The 15,913-nt window shown below is 40.5% G+C and carries 11 protein-coding genes and 1 riboswitch; of the genes, 4 read left to right on the top strand and 7 right to left on the bottom strand.

Features of this window, described 5'->3' with window-relative positions; genetic code table 11:
* The first annotated feature begins 114 nt into the window (after positions 1-114).
* Positions 115-930 carry a 3-keto-5-aminohexanoate cleavage protein gene (locus tag AAGU76_RS18075; RefSeq protein ID WP_342486918.1) on the top strand — a complete coding sequence of 272 codons (816 nt, stop codon included), beginning with the start codon at positions 115-117 and terminating at the stop codon, positions 928-930.
* Between the two features lie 109 nt (positions 931-1,039).
* On the opposite strand, the gene AAGU76_RS18070 is transcribed toward AAGU76_RS18075, so the two are convergent.
* Together AAGU76_RS18070 and murF are read right to left on the bottom strand one after the other, a co-directional pair.
* Entirely contained in the window at positions 1,040-2,104 is a 1,065-nt protein-coding gene (locus AAGU76_RS18070; RefSeq protein WP_342486917.1) for a D-alanine--D-alanine ligase family protein, read from the bottom strand.
* Positions 2,097-3,488 carry a UDP-N-acetylmuramoyl-tripeptide--D-alanyl-D-alanine ligase gene (gene murF / locus AAGU76_RS18065; protein WP_342486916.1) on the bottom strand — a complete coding sequence of 464 codons (1,392 nt, stop codon included), beginning with the start codon at positions 3,486-3,488 and terminating at the stop codon, positions 2,097-2,099. Before murF ends, AAGU76_RS18070 begins: the two co-directional genes overlap by 8 nt.
* A 185-nt stretch (positions 3,489-3,673) precedes the next feature.
* Between murF and AAGU76_RS18060 the strand changes: the two genes are divergently transcribed.
* Entirely contained in the window at positions 3,674-4,786 is a 1,113-nt protein-coding gene (locus AAGU76_RS18060) for an SLC13 family permease (protein WP_342486915.1), read from the top strand.
* Between the two features lie 215 nt (positions 4,787-5,001).
* Positions 5,002-5,091, top strand: a riboswitch (glycine riboswitch).
* 86 nt (positions 5,092-5,177) lie between these two features.
* Entirely contained in the window at positions 5,178-6,560 is a 1,383-nt protein-coding gene (locus AAGU76_RS18055) for a sodium:alanine symporter family protein (RefSeq protein WP_342486914.1), read from the top strand.
* A 41-nt stretch (positions 6,561-6,601) separates the two neighbouring features.
* On the opposite strand, the gene AAGU76_RS18050 is transcribed toward AAGU76_RS18055, so the two are convergent.
* The 5 genes from AAGU76_RS18050 to AAGU76_RS18030 form a co-directional block, all read right to left on the bottom strand.
* On the bottom strand, positions 6,602-8,023 hold the full coding sequence (locus AAGU76_RS18050) for a copper amine oxidase N-terminal domain-containing protein (RefSeq protein WP_342486913.1): 1,422 nt from the start codon (positions 8,021-8,023) through the stop codon (positions 6,602-6,604).
* A 163-nt stretch (positions 8,024-8,186) separates the two neighbouring features.
* Positions 8,187-9,617 (bottom strand): Na+/H+ antiporter NhaC, encoded by a 1,431-nt coding sequence (gene nhaC, locus AAGU76_RS18045; RefSeq protein ID WP_342486912.1) that lies wholly within the window; start codon positions 9,615-9,617, stop codon positions 8,187-8,189.
* A gap of 87 nt (positions 9,618-9,704) precedes the next feature.
* Complete coding sequence (locus AAGU76_RS18040) at positions 9,705-11,459, bottom strand: hydantoinase B/oxoprolinase family protein (protein ID WP_342486911.1); 1,755 nt, start codon at positions 11,457-11,459, stop codon at positions 9,705-9,707.
* 14 nt (positions 11,460-11,473) lie between these two features.
* Positions 11,474-13,528, bottom strand: a complete 2,055-nt coding sequence (locus tag AAGU76_RS18035; protein ID WP_342486910.1) for a hydantoinase/oxoprolinase family protein — start codon at positions 13,526-13,528, stop codon at positions 11,474-11,476.
* Positions 13,516-14,664, bottom strand: a complete 1,149-nt coding sequence (locus AAGU76_RS18030) for an alanine dehydrogenase (protein ID WP_342486909.1) — start codon at positions 14,662-14,664, stop codon at positions 13,516-13,518. Before AAGU76_RS18030 ends, AAGU76_RS18035 begins: the two co-directional genes overlap by 13 nt.
* A 361-nt stretch (positions 14,665-15,025) precedes the next feature.
* Between AAGU76_RS18030 and AAGU76_RS18025 the strand changes: the two genes are divergently transcribed.
* Positions 15,026-15,886, top strand: a complete 861-nt coding sequence (locus AAGU76_RS18025) for a MurR/RpiR family transcriptional regulator (RefSeq protein ID WP_342486908.1) — start codon at positions 15,026-15,028, stop codon at positions 15,884-15,886.
* Positions 15,887-15,913 lie beyond the last annotated feature (27 nt).

Raw genomic sequence — 15,913 nt, 5'->3', positions numbered from 1 at the left:
TTTTATCTTATTTCTGATTATGTCTTGGTTTAATAATTAACAATCAATTGACTATATTATGCAAATCAGTTAAAATATTAGTAGGCAAAGAATTATAATAATGGGAGGGTTACAATGGAAAAATTAATAATCACAGCTTGCCTTACGGGAGCGGAAGTGACAAGAGAACAACAGCCAAATCTGCCGATTACACCGGATGAGATAGCTGAAGCTGCATACCAGTGCTATCTGGCAGGAGCTTCAATGGTTCATGTACATGCGAGGGACAATGAGGGCAACCCCACGCAAGATTATGCAGTTTACAAGGAAATCAAGGAAAAGATAGAAGCCAAGTGCAACATAATTTTCCAGCCGTCAACAGGAGGAGCAACATGGCACACTCCTCAGCAAAGAATGCAGCCTATCGAGCTTAAGCCTGAAATGGCCACTTTAAGCATGGGTACCTGCAACTTCGGCGATGATGTATTCATGAACACCGAGGAAAACATCAGAATATTTGCCAATAGGATGAATGAGCTGGGAGTAAAACCTGAACTTGAATGCTTTGAAAAAGGAATGGTTGATACAGCAATACGTTTTGCAAAAAAAGGTCTTATCAACACCCCTATGCATTTTGATTTTGTTCTCGGAGTACCGGGAGCAATGGGTGGTGAACTGAGAGACCTGCTGTACATGGTAGACTCAATTCCTGCCGGTTCAACATGGACTGTGGCAGGTGTGGGAAGATACCAGCTTCCGCTGAACATTGCGGCTATTATGCTTGGAGGCCACGCTAGAACAGGATTTGAAGACAACATCTACTACAGCAAGGGACAGCTGGCCACATCAAATGCACAGCTTGTTGAAAGATTGGCTCGTCTGTCAAAAGAAATGGGCCGTGAAGTGGCAACCCCTGATGAAGCAAGAGAAATCCTAGGACTGAAAAAATAATTGAGAATTAAAAAATAAGAATTAAGAATTTAGGTGGGAATTGTGCCTCAGCACAATTCCTTCTTTTAATTCTTAATTCTTCATTCTTCACTGTTAATTAAATTAGCTCTTAATTGCCTTCCATGGCCAGGTCCACCAGCTTCACAATCAGGTCCTTGTATTCTATTCCGATTTTTTTAAGCATAGACGGATACCTGCTGAGGTCCGTGAGCCCAGGTATGGTGTTTATTTCATTCAGGTATATTGTGTTATCGGGAGCAAGAAACATGTCCACCCTTGAAAGGCCCTTGCAGCCCAAAGCCCTGTAGGTCTTTTCTGCTGTTTTTTTTGCTTCTGCCTTAAGCTCATCGCTTATGCGAGCGGGGCAGTGTATCTTGGAATTGTGCTGGGAATACTTCTCCACATAGTCGAAGAAGTCGTTCTTTGTATCTATTTCATCCACTTCTCCGATGAGAAGTTCCTCGTTTCCAACCACGGCGCAGCCGATTTCAAAGCCTTCGATCATCTTTTCAATAATAACCTTGTCGTCATATTCGAATGCTTCCATTATTCCCTTTTCAAATTCATTGTAGTTTCTTATCTTGCTTATGCCAAGCGACGAACCGTTGTTGGCAGGCTTGATGAACATGGGAAGTGACAGCTTTTCCAGCGATTCTTCATACAGCTTTTTCACGTTAAGATTCCCGGACCTGGCTGCTCTGACATATGGAGCCATTCTTATTCCTGCCCTTTCGCAGATGGCATGGGTAAATTCCTTGTCCATGCTAACTGCTGAGGCTGTCATGCCGCAGCCCACAAATGGAATGCCCGTCATCTGGCATAATCCCTGGATTGTACCGTCCTCGCCGTTTTTACCGTGCAGAACCGGGAATATGCAGTCTATTGCTATCTTTTCAAAGGTTCCGCCTTTTTCGTCAAGCTTTATAAGTCCCCTGAAGTTGTTGTCCATGCTCAGAATCACAGGACTGAGCATTTCGTGGTGCCATGTGTCGTCATTAATCCTGTCTGCTGTTCCCTCATAGTGAAGCCATTTGCCGTCTCTGGTGATTCCTACCAGCGTCACATCAAACATATCCTGAGGCACGTTTTTAATTATGGCTGCCGCTGAATGCAGCGATACGGAATATTCGTCAGATTTTCCCCCGAAAAGTATGGCCAGTCTTGTTTTATTCATTGTTCCCCTCCAAATCCTTCAATGTGTTTGCTATGTATTCCAGCTTTAAAAACCTGGATCCCTTTATGAGAATAGCGCAGTCATCGCTCATGTACTTTTTAAGGTAATCAGCTGCCTCTTCCTTGGTATCAAATTGTATTATGCTTTTTATGCCGGTGTTTTCCCTTGCTCCCCTGGCCATGAACCTTGCTTCCTGACCAATGGTAACAAGCTCGTCAATATGGTGGGATGCGAGGCTTCTGCCGACTCCGTAGTGCATGTCCTGGCTCATTTCCCTGTAGCCTGCCATGTCCCCCAGGACCACAACCTTCTTCCTTGCAGGAAACAGTTCCAATATGTCAAGCGCTGCACTTATGCTTACGGGATTTGACTTGTAGCAGTCGTTCAATATGGTGCACTTGTTTATTTTAAACACTTCGTTTCGAAGTCCTGTCTTTTCTATTTTCAAAAGACCCAGGCTGATTTCCTCGCTGGTCATGCCCAGTTCCTTTGCAGCCAGAATTGCAGCCATGGCGTTCAATGACTGGTGCTTGCCCAGCATTTCCATATGCAGCTCTCCCATATGCTCGTCGCTGACCTTGAACGTTATTCCTTCCATGTTTTCGGAGAAGTCCGTAAGGTACAGTGTGTTGTGCTTTTCAAGGCCGAATGTCTGTTTTCTGATGCTCTTATGAATATCCGTGCTGTTTACGGTTCTTTCAATGAGCTGGTCGTCTCCGAAATAGATGAACAGGCCGTTTTCTTTTATACCATTTGTGATTTCAAGCTTTGCTTTTGCAATTTCTTCGATAGACGGAAAGTTATCTATGTGCACAAGTCCCACGCTGGTTATGACTCCTATGTCCGGCTGAACAAGGCGTGTAAGAAAATCTATTTCTCCCTTTCTTTCCATTCCCATCTCAATGACAGCCACCTGGCAGTCCTCATCAAGACTCAGAAGTGTGTAGGGAACGCCTATTTCAGTATTGAAGTTTCCCATGGTCTTCTGAGTCTTAAACCTCTGGGACAGTATGCCTGCGGTAATGTCCTTGGTTGATGTCTTTCCGTTGCTTCCGGTCACTCCCACGATCTTCACATTCAGCTTATTTCTGTAGTAAAATGACAAATCCTGCAGAGCCTTGACTGTATCATCCACCAAAATCACAGCGATGCTCTCCGGAGGATTAGGCTCGTCCTTGTTCCAAAGAGTTGCACATGCCCCCTTTCTCACTACATCATCTATAAACTTGTGACCGTTTACGGTTTGTCCTTTGATGGGAACAAACAAATTGTTTGGGGATACCTTTCTGGAATCAATGCTGACACCTTCTATCAACCGTTCTGTGTCCCCCCTGCATTCTGAACTTAGCACCTTTGCAGCTTCATTTATTGTAATCCTGATCATAATAAACCTTCTCATATATTAAATTTATGTAACATCATCTCTAATCAATTAATTATATTGCAATTTTGCCGCTATTACAAGGACAAAAAACTGTAAATAAGGCTGGATATGAGTCGTCGCAATCAAAAAAATATTAACAAAATTTTCTTTTGTGGTATAATGTCCCTTGTGACAAGGAGATACATATGAAATCAATAATAAATTTTGTTAAAAAAGAAGCCGTGCTGGTAATATCCTTTGCTGCTGCTGCCGCAACAGCACTCTTTGTTCCGCCGTCGGAAAAATATGTTTCATACATTGACTTTAAAGTCCTGGTCTTGCTTTTCTGCCTTATGGCAATAGTGGCTGGCCTGAAGGAAATAGGACTTTTCAACGTGCTGGCACAGAAAATGACCTCAGGTTCACAAAACACAAGAGGGCTTTTCTTAAGTTTGGTGCTCATTTGCTTTTTCAGCTCCATGCTCATTACAAATGACGTAGCTCTCATTACTTTTGTTCCATTTTCAATTCTGGTTTTAACCATAACCGCGCAGACCGACCACCTCATCACCGTCACGGTCATGCAGACGGTGGCGGCAAACCTCGGAAGCATGCTCACTCCCGTAGGGAACCCTCAGAATCTTTACCTTTACTCATTTTATAACATAAATGCCGCAGATTTTTTCAGGATTACTATTCCAATTGCAGCTGCCGGTCTTGTACTCATACTCATCTTTTCCATATTCGGCAAAAGAGAAGTTATCAATGTGGAATTTAACCGCAAGGAAAAAATAAGCAGCCCCAAAAAGCTATCTGCATACCTGGTGCTGTTTGCGCTTTGCCTGGCTGCAGTATTCAGACTGGCTGACTACAGAATAACATTTGTTGCTGTTCTTACTTCTGTGGCTGCAATGGACAGAAAGCTCCTTCGGGAAGTTGATTACAGCCTTCTGGCAACATTTGTGCTGTTCTTCGTGTTTACTGGAAACATGGGTAACATGGAAGCAGTCAAAACATTCCTTTCCGGTTTGATTGAAGGAAGGGAACTGCTTTTTTCCGTTGGGCTTAGCCAATTTCTGAGCAACGTTCCAACAGCGGTGCTGCTTTCAAACTTCACCGGAAACTTTAAGTCTCTTGTTGTGGGGACAAACATAGGCGGACTGGGTACCCTCGTTGCATCCCTGGCAAGTCTCATTTCGTACAAGCTCTATGTGCAGACGGAAAATGCAAAACCCTTAAGATACCTGGGAGTATTCACGCTTATAAACGGAATCATGCTTGCAGTGTTGTATGTTTTTTCTGCCTTGATCGTAATATAAGTAGCTCATATTTTCCCGTGTCATGTCATAACAATAGTAGAATGAAAATCGCTTTCAATTTCCTATTTGTTTTTTCTGAACTTTTTCCTTTTGTTTTCCCACTGCTCATGATATAATCACGCTCGTGGAAAATTATATAGTTCGAATGATGGTAGTGGGAGAGAGATCATTGATCCGCCGAAGGAGTCACGCTTTCAGGCAAAAGGACCGCTATCGGACGAAACTCTGGAGAGCCTCAAACGAGCACCGAAGGAGCAAGCCGGATATCCGGTCAATCTCTCAGGTAAAAGGACAGAGCAGACTGATTTTTTGGGGCCAGGTCTATTGACTTGGTTTTTTTGTCTTAAGAGGCTTCCTTAATAACGTTACAGCAAAAATTAGGGAGGTAAAAATGCAAAACGTTACATTATTTCTGGAAAAGGCAGATTCTTTCATATGGGGACCGCCGCTTCTTATTCTTCTGGTGGGAACAGGAGTATATCTTACATTCAAACTGGGACTGATTCAGGTCTTCAGGCTTCCGCTTGCATTAAAGTATGTTTTTTCAAAGGACACAGAACAAGGGGCAGAAGGTGACGTATCAAGCTTTCAGGCTCTATGCACCGCATTGGCTGCGACTATAGGCACAGGAAACATAGTCGGTGTGGCAACCGCCATAAAGGCAGGCGGTCCGGGAGCACTGTTCTGGATGTGGGTAGCCGCATTCTTCGGTATGGCAACCAAGTATGGAGAATGCCTGCTGTCAGTAAAATACAGAGTTGTGGACGACAATGGTCAAATGTCGGGCGGTCCCATGTACTATATTGAAAAAGGGCTGGGAAACAGATTCCTGGCTAAAATGTTTGCCGCCTTCGGCATTGCGGTGGCATTCTTCGGAATAGGAACATTTCCTCAAATAAATGCTATAACAGATGCCGTAAAACTTACATTCAACATTCCGGTAGTTGCCACTTCTGTATTTTTGACTGCGGTAGTCGCTTTGGTAACTCTCGGAGGGATAAAGAGCATTGCAAGAATTTCCGAAATCATTGTTCCTTTTATGGCAGTGTTTTACGTTATGGGAGCATTGTTCATCATGATAACAAACATCAGCCTTATCCCGCAGACCTTTCTTCTGGTTATAAAAAGCGCATTTACAACAACAGCTGCTACCGGAGGATTTCTGGGAGCAAGCGTCCTTTATGCAATGCGAAACGGTGTTGCAAGAGGTGTCTTCTCCAACGAATCGGGACTAGGCAGTGCGCCAATTGCAACCGCAGCAGCTAAAACAAACTCCTGTGTAAAGCAGGGACTCATTTCCATGACCGGCACATTTTTTGACACCATAATCATCTGCACCATGACCGGCATGATGCTCATAATGACAGGTGTCTGGAGCGGAGACCTGGTTGGTGCAAGCATGACCAACGAGGCTTTCAATACGGGCCTTCCGGTTATCGGACCTTACATTGTGACTGTGGGACTCATATTTTTTGCCTTCACAACCATTCTTGGATGGAACTACTATGGTGAAAGATGCACGGAGTATCTGTTCGGCGTAAAGGCTATAACAGCTTACAGGTTGGTTTTCATAGTTCTTGTAGGCGTGGGAGCATTTCTAAAGCTGGACATGATATGGATTCTTGCGGATATCGTAAACGGGCTCATGGCTATCCCTAACCTCATAGCATTGGTTGGGCTGAGGAATGTCATTGCGTCTGAAACAAAAGTGTACTTTGATTCAATGAAAAGTGAGACAACCTTAAACTGGAAAAAAGAAACCGAGCAGCAATAATACAAACAGGCGGTGCATTGCACCGCCTGTAGTCTTTATTACTAGTGGCTTTGTTTTTCAATTACGGCTGTAGACCATGTGCCGTCCTGGGTATAGTTGATCTTGTATCCCAGCTTCTCGAAATCCCTTACCTTGACCATGGTTCTTGAGTCAACGATTATTCCGGTCATGTCAATCCTTAAATCTCCCCTCAGAACGTAAGCCTTTCTTGCATCATTGTCCCAGTACACCTCTTCGCCGAATGTTTCGCCTATGTATCTAAGCGGAAGGTAAACTCTGTTGTCAACGATTGTGTACGGTTGGGAATCCCAGTCTGTTTTGCCGTTCTTCCTTGTTATGTCAATCTGTGTGTCATAATCATTTGAATACCACTGTATTGACATGGTCTGAGCAGGATTGAGCCTGTTCTCTGTACGACTGTAAATTCCTTCAAGTTCCTCGGCTGTTATAAAACCACCCTCCACGGATTTCTTCGTAACTGCTGCAGGTGTCACTGTAGTCTTTGATGACAGATTAATAAACTCTATACCTTCATACACAATCTTAGCATAGGAATCTTCCACATAGGAGCTTCCTGATTTGTAAATGTCCTGTTTTATCTGGCTTCCGTCAACCATAGCCTCGTATTCGGAAAGGATGTCTTGCTCCAGCATGAGTTCTGCCTCATCCAGGAAATCATAGAAATCCTGTCTACTATCCTTAAGCTCTGCAATCAACTCTTCCTTTTCTTCTTCTGTCATGTCTTCAAGGCTTGTGCTGCTGTACAGCTTCTCCACATACTTAACTGTTTCGTCGAAAACGCGCTCCCTGTTGTCGCTCATGTAAGAAACCAGCCTCTTTATAAATTCAACTGTGCTTTGAGGAGTCAGCTTCATGGAATATCCTCCGCTTATCTTTGTGATAACCTTGGAATCAAATCCCTTGAACGCAGCTGTAATGTAGTTGAAAGCATCTTCCTGCATAGCATCGTAATTTTCCTTGTAATCCACATCGTAATACTCCTCAAGATCTGCAAGCATTATGTACTCAACATCCTTGAGGCTGTTTGAATATATGTCTTCAATAACCTCGCTGCTTTCCTCCTCGTCGTTGAGCATGTCGTCAAAGGTCAGCATTTCCAGTACCAGGTTCTTTGAAACATATACCTTGTTCTGGTCAATGACGAAATTTATCGGACCGGCTGTCTTTAAGCCGTTGATGCTGAAATCCAGATCAAGATTCATATATATTGAATCCAGATCCTCAATGTCTGCTTCTCCGCTGAGCTCTAATGATACGCTGTAGTTGTCGTCTGCAGCTTCCTCAGAAATTTCAAAGCTTGTATTGTTTTCAAATTGGAACTGTTTCAACTTTGACAGTTCCCTTGCGAGGTTCAAATACCCCAAATCGTTGATTCCGCACCCTGTGAAAACCGACAGCATCATAACAACTGCCAGCCCCAGGGCCATAGTTCTTTTAAACATAAAAATTCCCTCCTTGTTCGTTAACGTTTTCAGTTTATAAATTTAATTTATACATAATTTTACTACATTTGCATCATTGTTACAATAGAATATTAATCTATTCAATCCTACAAAAAAGAGACAAAGATATACATATCCTTGTCTCTTTCTCTGATATACATTACTAATTTGATTCAGATTCTACTTCTGCATTTGTTTCTTTAAATATGGCAATGCCTGTAAATGCATAGAATGTTGCTATAATAGGGCACAGGATGCAGAAAAATGCGAAGGGAGCATATGAGAACACTTCAACTCCAAGCACTCCTGTCACAAAGACACCTGTAGTTGACCAAGGAACAAGATAAGCAAATATTGTTCCTCCATCTTCCAGCGTTCTCGACAGCACCGTTTTCTTGACCTTAAACTTAGAATAGGCGTTTTTCATGATTTGACCGGTCAAGATAATGGCTATGTACTGACTTGCGCACAATATTGTTATGATAAGGCTCATAATCAAGGTGCTTACTATCAATGCAGCATTTGAATGTATTATCTTATTCATCTTGTTCAAGACTACGCTTAATACTCCGATTCTTTGAAGAATTTCACCCAATCCGACAGCTAAGAAGGCTAATGCTGTAGCTCCCATCATGCCCAACATTCCTCCCCTGTTAAGAAGCTTGTTAATCTCAGGTATTTCCGAATTTATTGAAAATCCATTTCCCAAGGCATTGATAATGACTTTAAAGCTATAGTTACCGCTTTGGAAAATTAAGGCTGCCAATGTTCCTAACAAGGCGCTGGATATTAAAGCAATGATTGGCGGGACTTTTTTTATTGCTAATATTATTGTAAAAACTGGTACAATTAGAAGAATTGGATTTATGTTAAAATTGTCATTTAGTACTGCTTTTATATTATTTATGACCGTCATGTCCAGCTCGGCAGCACTGTAGCGCATGCTGATTATGAAATACAATACTGCAGAAATTAACATAGCTGGAATAGTCGTATAAAGCATAGATCTTACATGATCAAAAACATTAGTATCTGAAACTGCTGCAGCTAAGTTCGTAGAGTCCGAAAATGGTGACAGCTTATCACCGAAAACAGAACCTGAAACTATCATGCCTGCGGTTATTCCAGGGTTAATATTCAGTCCGATTCCTATACCCATGAAAGCAACCCCTAAGGTCGATATTGCCGAATATGAACTTCCGGTGAAGAACGATAACAAGCAGCAAATCAGAAAGCTTGCAACAAGAAAAGTGGTTGGAGTTAAAATGCTTAATCCATAATAGATAATTGTCGGAACTATGCCTGATACTATCCATGAACCTATTACAGCTCCCACAGACATAAGGATCATTGCAGCCATTATTACACTCCGGCAGCCATCAAGGAAAAAACCGTCAATTTCTTTGAGGCTGAAACCGCTGATGACTCCCACAATTGCAGCAGCGACTACAGAAAGTAGAAATACAACTTGTGTCGATATCTTAAAGATGCCAAATCCGCCTATAAATATTACAGCTAAAGCCATCATGCACAGTAAAGCCATTTTAAAACTAACCTGTCTATTATCAGTCTTGGTATTTGAATCATATGTCATAATGCAATCCTCCCAAATTATATTTTTAATAATTTTGCTATTAAAATATGAAGTTCGAAATAACGTTTGCTTGCTAATTGTGTTTTGTCAAATACCTCTTAGTTGATTGGTTTCTTCGATATTTACTTCGTGAGTATCAGAGTCAATAACAACTCCGTACTTAGCAGCGGCATTTCCTATAGATACCAACCCCATGTCTACATCTTCCTTAACTTTTTTAATATCTCTTTCGTATGGATTCCCATAACCTCCCCCGCTTGCCGTAATGCAGGTTATGGTATCCCCGTAATCCAGAAATATTACATCTCCCATAGCATAGTCCAATATCCTCTCATTTTCCTTCCCTTCATTGATTATCCACTTGCTTGTCTCGCCTGGCATTCCGCCAAATAAACCCTGTGGAGGTATTTTTGATTTTTGGGATACATGAGAAAATATTCCGTCATATCCGACAAGTTTCCATTTCCTTCTCTGAGAAAATCCGCTCCTGTACTTTCCTGCTCCTTCTGAGTCTGGCAGTATGGATCTTTCAATAAATATCATCGGCGCTTCAATTTCCTGTGCCTCCAATGGAGGTATTGGACAATTGGTTACATGACATGACATAATCGTAACCCCATCACTGTCGGCCCTTGCTCCAAGACCTCCGGGTACAATTTCTCCCCAATATTGCCTGTGGTTTATTTCTCCTCCTCTAGGATGTGTTTCCAAATTTGTTCCAGAACAGAAATCATAATTCGTGCCGCATGAGTCTGCCATTACCTTGCCCGGTATCGCCTGGGCCATTGCGCCCATTATAAGGTCAACCAGAATATGATCCGTAACCATCCTTTGGAAGCAGCCTATAGGCATCGTGCAATTCACCAATGTTCCTTCGGGTGCAATAACGCTGATTGGTCTGTGGCATCCTTGATTTGTAGGTATGTACGCATTTGTAATGCATCTCATCGCATAGTACGTTGCAGATATGGTCGCTGAAAGCGGCGAATTAATTGGTCCTCTTATTTGTTTATCAGTTCCTGTGTAGTCAAATGTTATGTTGTCTCCTTCAACAATAACCGTAAGCTTTATGCTGTAAGGCCCTCCTTCAAAGCCATCATCAAGTATTTTTTCCTCATGGGTGTATTTTCCGTCCCTTATGGAACGTATTTCGTTTCTTGTCAGTTTTTCTGAGTAATTCAAAAGGTCTTCAACTACTTCATCTACAAGTTCAATTCCATATTTACCGATGATTTGCTTAAATCCCTTTATTCCGATATTACATGCTGAAATCTGAGCCATCAAGTCTCCCTTCATGTCTCTTGGATTCCTTGTGTTATTTAAAATTACTTTCCACAGCGCCTCATTTCTCATTCCTTTATCATATAGTTTGACAGGTTCCATTAGAAAGCCTTCCTGCCAGATTTCCACTGTCCATGAATCTCCTGTCCATACTCCTCCGACATCCTTGTGATGAAGCATTGTCACAGAAAATGCCACCAATTCATTGTTTTCAGAAAAAACAGGAGCAATCATGATCAAATCCTTGGTATGATGGCTGCCAAGCGATTTACCTCCTGCATATGGATGATTTGTCAATATTAAATCGCCTGGATTCAAATCCTCCCTTGCAAAATATTTTGTAAGTACTGTATTAAGGCACGGCCCTAAACAATTCAGATGTATGGGTACATTGGCTCCCTCTGCCAACAGTCGTCCTTGCCCGTCAAAAATTGCAGATGAACAGTCCATCATTTCCTTAACAATAGTGGAATAGCTGCTTCTGACCATTGTAGCCGACATTTGTTCTGCTACGGAACGTAAAGCGTTGTTTATAACTTCAAGCAGTATAGCATTTGCCATTTCAATCACATCCTTTACATATTAATATTTGTATACATAACTATATTTTTTAGTCTGTCTATTGTTGCGCTATGCCCTGGATATACAACAACGGTTGCTCCCATTTCAGCTATTATAGCCGGACCATCAATATAATCTCCAATGTTAAGAGAATCTCTGTTTAAGACCGGGACATCGTATTCCTTGCCATCAAAAATCGCCTTGCCATATATCTTCTTACTCTCGACGGTTACTTTGGATTCGTTTGCATTCTTAGCTAGATCCGGTTTGGAAAATGTACCTATTGCACTGACTCTGTAATTAACAAACTCCACAGGATCTTCCTTCATGCAATGTCCGTAAGCCTGCTCATGAAGGCTATGGAACTTCTCGATAATCTCGTCGATATCATTCTCGCTGTAAATCATATTTGTTAAAGGCACGCTTATTTCAAAGGCCTGACCAAAATACCTCATATCACATGTTCGTACCAGCATTCTGTTTTCTTGGTCAACATCCTGCTTTTCCAGTTCTTCAATACCTTGCCTATCAAGATTGGTGTACACCTCATTCAAGATTCCTGCGTTCATCTGTTCTTTAGTCAATAATCTAGACTGGACGCAGTCACACTTTATGTCTGACAAGACCAATCCGAGGGCGCAAAATGTTCCAGGTGAATATGGAACTATGACCTTTGGTATCTCAAGGTCTTCAGCAAGCTTGCCTGCATGGAGTCCTCCGGCTCCCCCGAATGCAAGCAAAGTAAATTCCCTTGGGTCATAACCTTTCTGCACGGACACAAACTTGATTGCTCTGATCATATTTGAATTGACTACATCGATTATTCCTTCAGCAGCTTGAATGGTATCAATTTGTAAAGGTTCTGCTATGTATTTGTCTATGGCAACTCTGGTCTTTTCCATAGCATTGTCAAGGTTCTCCTCAAATATTTCAGGCCTGATTCTTCCTGTTACGAGGTTTGCATCTGTTACTGTGGGTTTTTCCCCGCCCTTTCCGTAACAGACAGGCCCCGGTTCTGCACCGGCACTCAACGGGCCAACCTTCAGCGCTCCCCCGTCATCGCACCATGCTATGCTTCCGCCCCCTGCCCCTATAAAACTAAGATCTGCTGTAGGAATGCTTATAGGGTAACCTTCAACATTATTTTCTGTTGTGAATTTTATAATGTTATTCTGTATCAGGGCAACATCTGCACTTGTTCCTCCCATGTCAAGCGTTATTATGTTTTTCTCTCCTATTAACTGACTTAAATAGTTAGCAGCTATAATACCTGCTATTGGCCCTGATTCCGATACTGAAACAGGTTTTTTCAATGCAGCTTCAAAAGTCATGATTCCAGCATTGCCCTGCATCATATAACAATTTGCTTTGATTTTACTTTTTGCCATCTCATTTTTAAAATCAATTATGTGAGAAGCCATATTTGGCATCATATATGAATTGATAACAGTGGTGGATGTTCTCTCATACTCTCTGAACTGAGGTATGATTTCTGCTGATATGGAAACATACACTTCCGGCCACTCTCTGTTAATTATCTCTTTTATTTTAATTTCATGTTCAGGGTTTGCATAAGAATGCATAAGACATACTGCAATAGCCCTTATTTTCTTTTCTTTTAATGCATTAATAATATCCACTACCTCATTTTCATCTAAAGGTTCGATTTCGGCTCCTAAAAAATCCATTCTTTCGGATACCTCAAACCTTAAATTTCTTTTTACCAGAGGTTGCGGTTTGTTCATATTTATGTCATAGATATTTTCACTTCTGTAGGCTCTTCCTATTTCCAGCACATCTTTAAATCCTTTGGTTGTTATTAAAGCAGTTGCCTCACTTTCCTTTTGAGCAATCATATTAACAACTATTGTAGTACCATATATCAGTTCTTTTATATCCTGATAACTTATACTGCACTTGTCTACTATTTTGTTGATACCGTTATTAATGCCTTTCAATAACTCCTTAGGCGTTGTAGGAGTCTTGGTATAATAAATCTTTCCGCTATCAACATTGGTTAAAACGACATCAGTATTTGTCCCACCGGTATCAATTCCTATTCTAAACATTTTATCACCCCTGATCGATTATTTTTGTTTTTTACATAGTATGCTAACGAAGATCTAATAAGCGACCTTTCATACATATTTTTACTGCTTATGTCCAAATCCTTTATGCCCTTATTCAGTATGACATCTAAAAACGGTATTAATTGCCTGCCGTACAGCAACATGCAATCCTTTGCATCCACACCCGGCCATGCATTGCAGCTTACCACCAGTCTTCTGTTATCGCTTAAGACTGTGTCAGGTATGGTATCATAAAGCTCATCATCGGCTTCAATGACATACTTGTCTAATGTCCCTGTTGGTATTCCTTCTATTCCTTTGACCTGCATAGGTAAAATTTTATCATTGTATGGGTCTGCAGTCAAATCAAGTATCACAGAATGCTCAGGTAAGTACTTAATTAGTCTATTGGAAACAATTACTTTCGAAGGATCAGGTCTCTTACTGGCATCTACTAAAATATCAGACACTTCCAAAATTTTTTTTAAGTTTTTACAGTTTTGGGTTATAGTTCTTGGAAGCATGTGTATAATAACACCTTTTCCATTTTCTTCATCCAGAAACTCTCTGTCACTTAACTCTTCAAACGCTTTTGCAGAATTGGCAGCTACTGAACCCAACCCAATAATTGAAATATTAATAATTTTACCGTCCATATTATTGAAACCGTCTGTTCTTTTTTTTAACTCTTCAAATGCAATGCGTGAACCGGCTCTTGAAGTTCCCTTATAATTGACCATAATCCTTTCATTTTCATCGTTGCACATAGCATCCATAGAGAAGCAATTTATTTTTCTTTCAGAAAGCAATTTGTTTCTTGTTTCTCTTGTCTCATAGTGCAGCATTGAAATAAGTATTGAACCTTCCTTCATAAGGTCTATTTCCGTTGTCTCAGGACATCTAAGAATCACTACAATGTCTTTCATGTATACATCATAAGCAGAGGTAAACTTTATGCCGGCATTGCTTTTAATGTAGTCTTTTTCAGCATACCCCAATCCGTTTCCATATCCTTCTTCCAGGTAGATGTCTACGTCATAGTCTGATAACCCTGAAAAAAATTCCGGCAGAAAGTCTCTTTTTTCTCCAGCCTCCTTGTGCATTCTGGGAAATCCAATAGATAGAATTGTTTGCATCTACATTCCTCCTTTCAATAAACTATACAACCAGTTTGTATTGTTAATATTAATTAAGCAATAAGTATGCCAAGTCTTCAAGTTTATGCAGTTCCTGCTTTTTCAAAGTTTTCATCCTTCTAGCCTGTCTTGCATTAAAATATAATGTTGCTATTCTAGAACATGTTGTTTTTTTGCAACGTTTTAGTGTAAATTCATTACAAAAGAGAACAAATTACATTACTTATACTTAATAATCCTGCTAAAAACATAAAAAATGCAAAAAGTGTTCAATATTTGCAACAAATATTAGTTGAATATATTATTCTATATGATATACTAAAGAAAACGTTTCTAAATCTAAGAAAGGAAATCATCACTCATGGATATGAAAAATAACTTTTTTGACAGATTGACGGATGCCTCACTTAAGTTGAATGATTATGAATTTGCATTAGCCGAATATATAAAGGAAAATTACAAGAAAATTGCATTCCTGGACATGATGGATGTATCAAAAATATTGTCAATTGAGACAGTTTATATTTCTTCATATATTGAAAAAATTGGGTTTAAAAATTATGAAGAACTTAGAAACTTCATACGGGAATTGGCCATGTCGGAATTGAAAACTACTGACAGGTTTGAGTTTTCCCTGATTAACATCAATCCTAAAATAAACGACATCAAAAATGTCATAATCAAAAAGGAAATATCAAACCTGAATAAAATGATGGAAAATTTTGATGAAACAACATTTTACTCCATTCTGGAACATATTATTAAGGCTCCGGAAATTATAGTAGTAGGAACACGAAGTTCCAGTATCATTGCTATCTACGCAGAACACATGTTCAATAGGCTCGGTAAAAAAACAACCAAGATAATTTCAGGAGCCACAGAAAACTTTGACAACTTTTCCTTGTTTGATGTTAATTCTCTTGTGCTATCCATCGGATTTGCACGCTATCCGAAAGAAACCATCAGAATCACGAATTTTTTTAAAAAGCATAACTTTAAAATTATTTCAATTACAGACAATGTAATGTCAGCATTAACTCCACTATCTGATATAGTCCTTACGATTCCCTGCGATTCTGTGTCCATAACTGATTTTTACGCAACCCCAATCAGTGTTATAAACATGATAACCGTGCTTTTAAGCCAGATAGACAAGGAAGGTTCCATAAGCTATCTAAATAAGTATGAAGATACTGCAAAAGACCTTGGTTTTTATTTTTAGCAGCAAATGACTTTGGAGGATGCATTA

This window comes from Sedimentibacter sp., assembly GCF_038562225.1.
GTDB lineage: Bacteria > Bacillota > Clostridia > Tissierellales > Sedimentibacteraceae > Sedimentibacter.
Note: the sequence above shows the minus strand (reverse complement) of the source record. Positions and strands in the feature narration are given on the sequence as shown.